General features: G+C 34.3%; 8 protein-coding genes. 5 read left to right on the forward strand and 3 right to left on the reverse strand.

Translation table 11 applies throughout. The features are described 5' to 3' along the window. Positions 1-161 (forward strand): type VI secretion system tube protein TssD (tssD, locus tag GNY06_RS04650; protein ID WP_317163721.1); only part of this gene is annotated, 161 nt, incomplete at its 5' end. Between the two features lie 407 nt (positions 162-568). On the opposite strand, the gene rbsK is transcribed toward tssD, so the two are convergent. Continuing rightward, on the reverse strand, positions 569-1,492 hold the full coding sequence (gene rbsK / locus GNY06_RS04655) for a ribokinase (protein ID WP_212995084.1): 924 nt from the start codon (positions 1,490-1,492) through the stop codon (positions 569-571). A 198-nt stretch (positions 1,493-1,690) separates the two neighbouring features. On the opposite strand from rbsK, the gene GNY06_RS04660 reads away from it, so the two are divergent. After that, a complete protein-coding gene (locus GNY06_RS04660) occupies positions 1,691-2,479 on the forward strand; it encodes a 5'-nucleotidase, lipoprotein e(P4) family (RefSeq protein ID WP_166519013.1) in 789 nt (262 codons plus the stop codon). 25 nt (positions 2,480-2,504) lie between these two features. Beyond that, on the forward strand, positions 2,505-2,792 hold the full coding sequence (locus GNY06_RS04665; RefSeq protein WP_166519014.1) for a rhodanese-like domain-containing protein: 288 nt from the start codon (positions 2,505-2,507) through the stop codon (positions 2,790-2,792). Positions 2,793-3,912: 1,120 nt separating this feature from the next. Here the strand turns inward: GNY06_RS04665 and GNY06_RS04675 are convergent. Both GNY06_RS04675 and GNY06_RS04680 read right to left on the reverse strand, forming a co-directional pair. Then, a complete protein-coding gene (locus GNY06_RS04675; RefSeq protein WP_176589963.1) occupies positions 3,913-5,517 on the reverse strand; it encodes a fimbrillin family protein in 1,605 nt (534 codons plus the stop codon). 51 nt (positions 5,518-5,568) lie between these two features. Next, on the reverse strand, positions 5,569-5,751 hold the full coding sequence (locus tag GNY06_RS04680; RefSeq protein ID WP_166519016.1) for a hypothetical protein: 183 nt from the start codon (positions 5,749-5,751) through the stop codon (positions 5,569-5,571). Positions 5,752-6,882: 1,131 nt separating this feature from the next. On the opposite strand from GNY06_RS04680, the gene GNY06_RS04685 reads away from it, so the two are divergent. Both GNY06_RS04685 and GNY06_RS04690 read left to right on the forward strand, forming a co-directional pair. After that, a complete protein-coding gene (locus GNY06_RS04685; RefSeq protein WP_166519017.1) occupies positions 6,883-8,427 on the forward strand; it encodes an RNA-directed DNA polymerase in 1,545 nt (514 codons plus the stop codon). Positions 8,428-9,357: 930 nt separating this feature from the next. Then, positions 9,358-9,816, forward strand: a 459-nt coding sequence (locus GNY06_RS04690; RefSeq protein ID WP_166519018.1) for a transposase, incomplete at its 3' end; no start/stop codon positions are given.

Below are 9,816 nucleotides of genomic sequence, written 5' to 3' on the forward strand. Positions count from 1 at the left end.
GCACTCTGATTAGCTTAAAATGGGAAAACGGCTATGTGATCCAGCACTCTGTGGACTTCAATGCCATTGATACCAACAGCATGCTGATCAGCTTTGTCGTGAGCGCCGAGAAGATCAACTACGGAGGCGGTGCTTACGAAGGCATCTGGCCAAGTGCTTAACTTGCTTTGCAATAGTGTATGTTTCATACACTATTGCTTTTTATTCTGCATATCAATAATGCATACAAATCACCCCATCTGGTGGAAAGTTTACCACTCGCAGATAGCCCTTATGATCTGATCAGCCATGGAATAATATCTTGGGGGCATTGAATATACCACCTCCATTAAAGTATGGAGAAGATTTTCTCTTTCTGCTTATGGCTATACAGCATAAAACTTTTACGGGTATCTTGCATATATAAAAGCGCATTAAGTAGGGAAAATTATAAAATCCCAAGGCGGTGGTTTCAATCGCCCAATTCAGAACAAAATTTGGCACTGGCTAAGTCTTGGATGCCCATCCAAAATCTGCCACAAACTATAATCATCAAACAAAATACTATGCCCATTGCATAACTTATTGCTTAGCTCTTTTTAGCGGTTTCTACCTCTTTTCTGTAAGGAATGGAAAGCTGGGCTCCCGCTCTAGTGACGCTTATACCTGCTGCTGTGTTGGCGAAACCCACACTCTCTACCATAGACATCCCCTCTAGTATGCCTACGCAAATAGCTCCACAAAAGGTATCTCCTGCTCCGGTTGTATCTACTGCTTTTATTTTGGATTCTATCGGAATATTATAATACCCACCCTTCTCTTTCAACAAAACTCCAAATTTACCTAATGTAATAATGATAGTGCCCACTCCCTTTTGATGGATTATATCCGCAGCTTTTTTTGCAGTCTCCCCATCGCTTATTTTTACCCCCGAAATAACCTCAGCTTCTATGATATTGGGGATCAGTATATGTATATTTTGCAATAAGCGGGTAGATAAAAAAGAAGCGGGTGCAGGATTAAGAATCACCTTTACTCCAGCATTATAGGCTATTTTAGCCGCATATTCTACGGTTTCTATGGGGATTTCCAACTGCATTAAAAGAATAGTCGCACTCTCTATAATTTCTCTACATTGATCAATATCCTCTTTTGATAGGGTTTTATTTGCCCCTGGGGCTACCACAATACAATTCTCTGCATCTTTGTCTACTGTAATTAGCGCCACCCCGGAAGGATGTTCTGCATCGGAAAAGATAAAATTGGTATTAATATTCTCTCTTTTAAAGACCTCTAAAGATTGTCTCCCAAAGATATCATTTCCAATTTTAGTAATAAAAGTAACCTCTCCTCCTAACCTGCTGGCTGCTACAGCCTGATTGGCTCCTTTTCCTCCAGGAGTCATTATAAAATCTCCCCCCATAATGGTTTCACCAGGAGCGGGCAAACGATGTGTATGGACCAGCATATCGGTATTACAACTTCCCAAGACGATAATTTTCTTTGTTTTCAAAATTTATAGCTATTTTTATTAAAAAGTTCAAATATAAAAGAAAGATATTACAAATAAATATACAATCATCGAGCGGTAGGTTTTGGTATGAAAATACCAAAAAATCGGTCTTTAGGTTTACTATCACACAGAATTATATTTTATTAATCTGGGTTTATGTGTTAACTTTGTGAATCTTTAAAATAGAGATTTTACATTATGAAAAAAATATTGTTTTGGGGAGGTTTGGTTTTATCATTGCTTTCCTGCTCTACACGAAAGTATCAGAATACGCAAGATCTGATCAATGCAACGGTATGGATGCAAAATTCCGGAGAATATAAAGCATTAACACTACAAGCCTATCAACTGGCACAATTACGCCTTACGGAAATTCTAAAAAGCAAAGATATCACAGATAAACCCCGTGCTATTGTTCTGGATATTGACGAAACCATACTGGATAATTCTCCTTATCAAGCCTACCAAATTAAAAATCATAAAAGTTTTAATCAAAAAGATTGGAATAGCTGGACAAGCCTGGCAAAAGCAGAGCCTATTGCTGGCGCGTTGGATTTTTTACATTTTGCTAAAGATAAGGGGGTTGAGATTTTTTACCTCTCTAATCGATATGAAAGTGAAAGAGCCGCTACTTTAACAAATCTTCAAAAGAAAAATTTTCCTTTCGCTGATAATGAACATCTTATATTAAAAACTCATCAATCGAATAAAGAAGAAAGACGTCAAAAAATTACAGAACGATATAATATTGTATTATTTTTCGGTGATAATTTAAGTGATTTTTCGGATCTTTACTATTATAATAACAACGGAAAGACCGCTGCTGAAAAAGTATTGGAAAATCCAAAGGTTTTTGGCCGTCGGTTTATTATCCTTCCCAATGCCATGTATGGCGACTGGGAAAGCACTCTCTATAAAAAGAATATGCATAAAAAATTGAGAACGGATCAGATAAAGATAAACAGCCTAAGAGATTTTAAGAAATAACATGATTCCTCATAAAAATTTAAAAATGATTGAAGACTTATTAAAGACCGGTAATTATCATCTTATTGATGTACGGGAGCCCCTGGAATTGGAAATGAATGGTGCCATAGAAGAGGCTATCAATATTCCTTTGGGAGAAATTGAAGAAAGAAGAGACGAAATTGAAAAACTTAACGGCCCTATAATTTTCTTTTGTCGATCTGGAAATCGATCTGGAAAAGCCACAGATTTTTTTAAAACACAAGGCCTTAACAATGTATACAATGGTGGGGCATATGAAAGCGTTTTAGCTTTACTCCCGCCTTCCCATTAAGGATTATACTTTTTTCAAAAAAATACACCCTCTTCAGAAAATGAAAGAGGGTGTGACCTTATAAAAATTACGACTTCTGACAGATGTTCGTTATAGAAAGTAATACGATAGCCCTATTGAAGAGTTTTTAGGGAATATACCCAAATCTTGGGTCTAACCAATCTCCTTATTTTTAAAACCATAAACAGCCCCTAGTAAAGTCTAACTTTAACCTGTAATGAGTGCATTTTAATTTTTGCTGGTGATAGGTTTCAAAAAATCATGTTTACCTCCTCATATCCATTACAAGCAAAACAAATTCAATGGGTTTATTGCTAAACTTATAATAAAATAATCTCGTAAAGCTTTTATATACTGTTTTACGATAGGATAGCTATATGGATACGGACAAAGTTTAAAATTAGTTAATTTAGTTTCATAGGCTTGTATATTTCCGAATTACCAATCCATTTGTTGGTTAACATTGTCATCGTTCCCCCACTCTTCTCTAACTTCCTGGTTATTAGTCTTCGGTGGTTCTACTATGGCGGATTGAGCAGCTATACCCTGCTCCATGCTTAATAAGAGCACATCCCATTCAGGGGGAACGTACTCCTGTTTTTCCAATTTTTTCATCATTTTTTTATTAAGTGTGTTTTTTAATTATTGCAAATGCTAGATAGTAACATTTTAATATACAACTATCTAAGAATTATTACAATATCTAATTGCAATATACAAAAAAAATGAATTGATATTAGATTTTAAGTTTTTTTAATATACAGTTATAGCGCTGAAAATCATCAAGATGTAAAAAATTAATCTTAATAGTGTATTGTGATAAAAAAATATCACTATAGATGGCTATAGTGATATTATATAAATATGATATCCATAGTTTTTTTTTAATTTATAATCTTTATAATATGAAAATTAATACCATCTATAGAGCATTACTGTCGCAGTTTCATTATAACAGGGTGAAAAAGAATCTGAAAATTAAGTCCATAAATTACGCCCTAGAATTTCCCTCTTCCATAATATGGGACAATCTCTGCTATAGGGTGAATAATGGGTCAAAACGAGAAGCCTTAACAATTGGTTAAGGCTTCTCTCATACATCATACTTTTAATCTCCTTCTTACGGGCAAGGAACCACTCTCCTACCTTCACCTCGACCTCTCAAATAAGTATATCCTGTTCTCTTCATTGAAACTTGAACATCATTACTCTTATCTGATCTCCATGTTATTTTATTGAATTCCGCACCATTAAATAACTCAAGAGGCTCCCAGGGTGTAGTTCCCGATCTTCTACCAAACATTGAAACCAGACCATCAGGACCAATAATTACTTTTACAATTCCAAAGAGTTCTGAAGGTTTAGGATTGGTTTTATGCATGTTATAAATGGCGAGTATTCCCCCACTCTGCCACAAACCACGATCGGACTTAAATCTTATATTTTGGGGTGAATCAGGTATCCCGCGCTGAAATTGAATTTCCTGATTGGCCAAGGGCACTCCATTGACCTTCATATTAATGGAATTATCTAATTGATAAATCTCAAATGTAAAACCGGAGTCTGCAGCAGGAAAAACAAATGACTGATACAGGCTAGATCCATCCGTATTCCCTACTGTATCTTCCATTAAAAAATCATGAGCAGGTGTAATGATCTCTGTACAAGCAAATTTAAGTTCAAAATCATACTTCACTCCGGGCGAAACCACCAAATTAGGTATAAGAATATCATTCTTCACCTTATTTCCCACTCGCATTGAAGCTATGCTGAGTTGCTCCATATCGACAGCTGCTGTACCTGGATTTGCTAAAAGTATAGGTTTACTGGTCCAGATCGGATTAGAAGTAGTGTTAGCACTAAAATCAATAGCTTTTCTACTTGTTTGAGAATCAAAAGTCACGTCTCCATTGGATAACCTCATACTATTATTCATACGATGTTTATTCATATTCGCAGAAGTAATAGACTGAATACCTGCACCAGATGCTACTGCTGATGCATCTATTATAGTAGTGATCTGGCTAAATTTATGTTTTAATATAACCTCTAAGACATTCTCTCCAGCTTTCATTTTCTGATCTCTGGAATAATACATAAGATCATAATCTCCATTGATGTTATTTAATACAGCTTGAGATCGAGGGCTTGTAGGTGCTGCTCCCGGGTCTAGTTTATTATTAAATGAATATACTACAAAAGTATACACCGTATCTTTATCTAGTGCTATGGGATCAAGAGTCGATTTTTCACCTAATGTGGGAATGGAAATACCTAATTCATTGATCGTATACAACTTTTGGGTAACATAGTCTTCACCTTTATATACGACGATTCTATAGGTTACCCCTGGTTTCAAATAAGAACGAACAGAAGTCGCAGCGGAACGAGCTGCTGGAGATAAAGATGTAAGACCTCTTGAGATAGCGGCGGAAGAAACGGGCCGAAGGCTCGCAATAAAAGCCTGATCTCCAATGATAAAGTTACTCACCTTTTCTTTTTCAGCAGAAAAGTCTCTTCTTTGTTTAACTGAGGCCAATGGTGTAAAACTTTCGGTGCGATACTCATCGCCCAAGAGATTAATCTTAAGAAGCGCTTCGCCCTTAAGTATTGGAGATACTAAATTCTCTCCCTCTATAACGCTCTCCGTACCTCTACACGAGGTCATAAAAAAAGCGATTGCAAACACAATACTGGTGCTTATTATCTTAACGTTTTTAATCATTTTAATCATTTTAACATTCATATAATTATATTATACTACATTTTAATAGGCTTACCATTCTACAGTTCGTTTATCATTAGGATCAATGTCCCATTCTTCTTGTAATACTACTTCATTCTTATCTGGGGCTTTAAGGCTAGCAGAGGCAGACCCTGCAGCAATTCCTTGTTCCATTTCTACTAAAGAGGTATCCAATTTCGGAGCTGTATACTCCTTCTTTTCAAAAACACACATTATTTAAGATTTATTTAAATTATAAATTACTATTCATAATTGTTTTTTTCATATTATAATGTGATTGGTGTATTTTAATTGTTACATATAATTATCAATATACATTAAATATAAATAATTGAGTAAAAGCTTACTAATGAAAAAAAATTGGAGGCAAATTTACGCCTATTTTTAATAATAAAAAATAAAAAACAAGAAACCAGAACTATATTTAAATTTGAATAAATACTTTAATAATTACATGATGCTAGCCCAAAAAATAATATTAATTATATGATGAATAGCCCCGGTAAAAAATAAAGAAAGACTTTATTTGATAGTTTGACTAATGATTAACTGAAAAATACTCTAATTTTGAATTGTATGCGTTATTTTTCAACCTTTAGCAGGTTTACCATAGCATTCAGTCTTCCCAGCATTTCTTTATCATAAGACCGTATGTAAGCCTTCACCCAAGAGAAAACCACATTCACGCCAAAAGAATATTTACCAATTATATTGTATGAGGTTCTACTTTTTTATTGAAACAAAAAATTAACTTTACTCCAACAGGTCTGTAGCGTCAAAAAAAAGAAAGACCCTCCTGAGGTAAAAGCCTTGCAGAGTATGTAGAAGGCTAATCCGATAGCAGAAACGACCCAGGAGCCGATACGTTTTAATGAATTAAACGATCGATCCAACGGAAATTAATAATAACACTTATTATAAGGCTTACAGGCAACATCTGAGTTTTATTGATAATTGGAGTGATGTATTTCGCCACGTATAAATGCAATTTTTTTGAGAAATGCTAGGTACATTCTATTTTTATTAAAATTCTGGAGGATAAAAAAATACAGATCCTTTTCCGCAAGATGGAAACTTATTTTTTGCTGAAACTGAAAATAAAGCCTCCCCTTAGCGTTGCTAGACTTTTCAAACGGATTGTGATTGGATTTTTGATGTTTTTTATTACACACCTTTACTTACAAAGTAAATTTCATTCTATAATTACTTATAATTAAGAGTTATATTCATTAAATTTGATGTCAAAGCATGTTGCTTTGGCGGAAAAAAAATGCAAATCATGAGTCTCCAGGGTTTATAGTTAAGCCCAAATGCCGAACATCTACAAAAAATTAACCCTCACAAATGGAAAGAATTTTAAAACTTGATCATACAGATGCAAGATCATATTTTCTCAAACAAGAAAGTTATTTCAATTCTGACCTGCCTACATATTTTGTATTTGAAAATTTATTACGGGTAGTTGCTGCTGAAATTGGTGAAAAAGATTTAAACGAATTCTATTCAAAACGCCCTATCGGAGAAGGAAAAACCAAAACAAATTTTCCTTCCCAATTTGAAGATGTAAACCACAAATTCCTCAATAATAAAGATGGTAAGTTCACCTGGCGACCTTTGCAGCTCATTCACCCTGCACTTTATGTTTCTCTTGTCAATAAGATTACTCAAAAAGAAAACTGGAAAACAATTGTGAGTCGTTTCGCTGTTTTTCAGGAGAATAAGATGATCAGATGTTACAGTATACCTTTACGTTCAGAAAACCAACAGTCTGACCGTGCAACATCCATTAGTCAATGGTGGCAATCTATTGAACAGCAATCATTAGAATTAGCATTGAAATACGAATATGTTTTGATGACTGATATTTCCGATTGCTATGGTTCAATCTATAGCCATTCTGTTCCTTGGGCTATTCATACCAAAAAAGAAGCAAAAGAAAAAAGAAACAACAAAACTTTAATTGGTAATGTTATTGATAAACACTTACAAGATATGGCTTATGGACAAACAAATGGAATTCCGCAAGGAAGTGTCCTGATGGACTTTATCGCTGAAATGGTTCTCGGCTATGCCGATGTAGAACTATCTAAGGAAATCAAGAATCTCAAATTAACGGATTACGAAATAATTAGATACCGTGATGATTACAGAATTTTCTCAAACAATCCACAAATAGCTGAAAAAATCACCAAGTTATTGACTGAAGTTCTGGTGAAACTTGGAATGGGCTTAAATGCAAAAAAAACAATAATGTCAAACAATATCATTAATAACTCTATTAAACCTGATAAGCTATATTGGATTTCTTCAAGAAAGAGCGCAACAGGCATTCAGGAACACCTTTTAATTATTCACAAGCTATCAGAAGAATATCCAAATTCAGGCAGTTTATCAAAAGCACTGGGTAAATTCTATAACCGAATGAAGGGCATCAACGAAACCCACCAAAATATAGTCGTATTAGTGAGTATTTTGACTGACATTATGTACAAAAGTCCAAGAACATATCCTATTGCTTCTGCTATTCTTAGTAAACTCTTATCACTCATTCAAAATGATAAGAAGAAGAACAAAATACTAAATCTTATCTATAAAAAGTTTGAGAAAATACCAAACACAGGCCATCTAAAAATCTGGCTTCAAAGAGTTACAATTAAACTTGACCCAAACAGAAAATATACAGAAAAACTATGCGAAAAAGTGGTTAACAAAAATCCTAATTTACAAATTTGGAATTCTGATTGGCTGAAAACCAATCTTAAAAAGATTATTGAGACAACACCTATAATTGATCATTCTGTAATTAATGATATTGATGAGGTGATCGCTAAAGAAGAAGTTGAATTATTTAAGCAAGAATACAACGATTTAGAAGAGAAATCAGAATAGGAATTATTCCATATCATTTAAGTACATAGATAAGAGCGAGTACAGCCATACCAAAGATCGCTAACAATAGTTTGAAATTGGCCAAGCAGATACAGCAAGGTGTATGAAATTTATAGTTGGAACGGTAGTTTGATTGTTTTTTTATCCTCCGAAAATTATTGACGTCACAATTTTCAGATCCTGAGTTAACCTAAATAGACTTCACTTCAGAATTTATGAGTATTGATTCAGAAAGTTAACTTTAAGTTTATCATTGAGAATAGAGTTTAGTGTTGATAATCTTAGAAAACGGAACTTTTTACCCATAGGAATTCATTAAGCAAAAATATCGCTAAAAAATATATATCCGTGATACTACAAAGCAGATGGTATAACATTGGAAATACCACCTAACAGAAGTTTAAAAAATACTGTTCGCAAGTAGAACCGGCTTAACAATCCGAATAGAGGATACTGTGCAGTACTTATTGCGACTTTAATTGAATGGGTAGGTAACAACTGATTCTGACTTAAAAGAGGCTCACATACATGACATTGACAATCTATAAAAATCACTGGATTAAAATCATTAATAAGTAAAGGCTATCTGAGTATTAGCAATCAAAAGTATTGACCCACTTACGACCAGATTCGTGCTGAAGTAGCTATGCCAAAAAATCAACATGGCCATAAACCACAAACTTATATTTTTAGCAAAGAAGTTGTTTAAACTTATTTACACAAAAAGAGTTCCGAGAAAAATAGCAAATTTGAATTGCAAATCAAATAAATAATAATCTGGAACTCATCAGCAAAGATAAAATAGAACAATGGATTTTAACTCATTTAAGCAAAGGACAAAGAGGATTTTCGACGAGATATAATCTGGTAAAAATAATTCAGCTTATTGTAAAACGCCTGAAAACAGGCTGTCAGGGGCGAGAATTAAGTTTGAAAGAATATTTTGACAAAGAGAAAATCTGCTGGCAAAGCATTTACTATTATTTCAATAAATGGAGCAAAGATGGCTCTTTCAGAAAGGCATGGATAGGTCTTTCGCTCCTTAATAAAAGAAAATTGAATATGTCAAGCGTTCAGTTGGACGGCAGCCACACCCCAAGCCTAATGGGAGGTGAAAAGCTAGGCTATCAAGGTAGAAAAAAGGCAAAAACCACCAATAGCATTTTTCTGTGTGATCACCGGGGACAAATGTTGGCAATGGGAAGTCCAAAAAGTGGCCATCATCACGATTTATACCAAATAGAAGGTAGTTTGAAAGAAATTCTGTCACTTCTAAGCGAAGCAGAAATAGATCATAAAGGATTGTTTCTCAATGCTGATGCAGGATTTGACAGTGAGAATTTAAGACAAATGTTAGAAAAAGAAAAAATAATCGCCAATATTAAAACC

This window comes from Elizabethkingia argenteiflava (genome assembly GCF_009904105.1).
Taxonomy (GTDB): domain Bacteria; phylum Bacteroidota; class Bacteroidia; order Flavobacteriales; family Weeksellaceae; genus Elizabethkingia; species Elizabethkingia argenteiflava.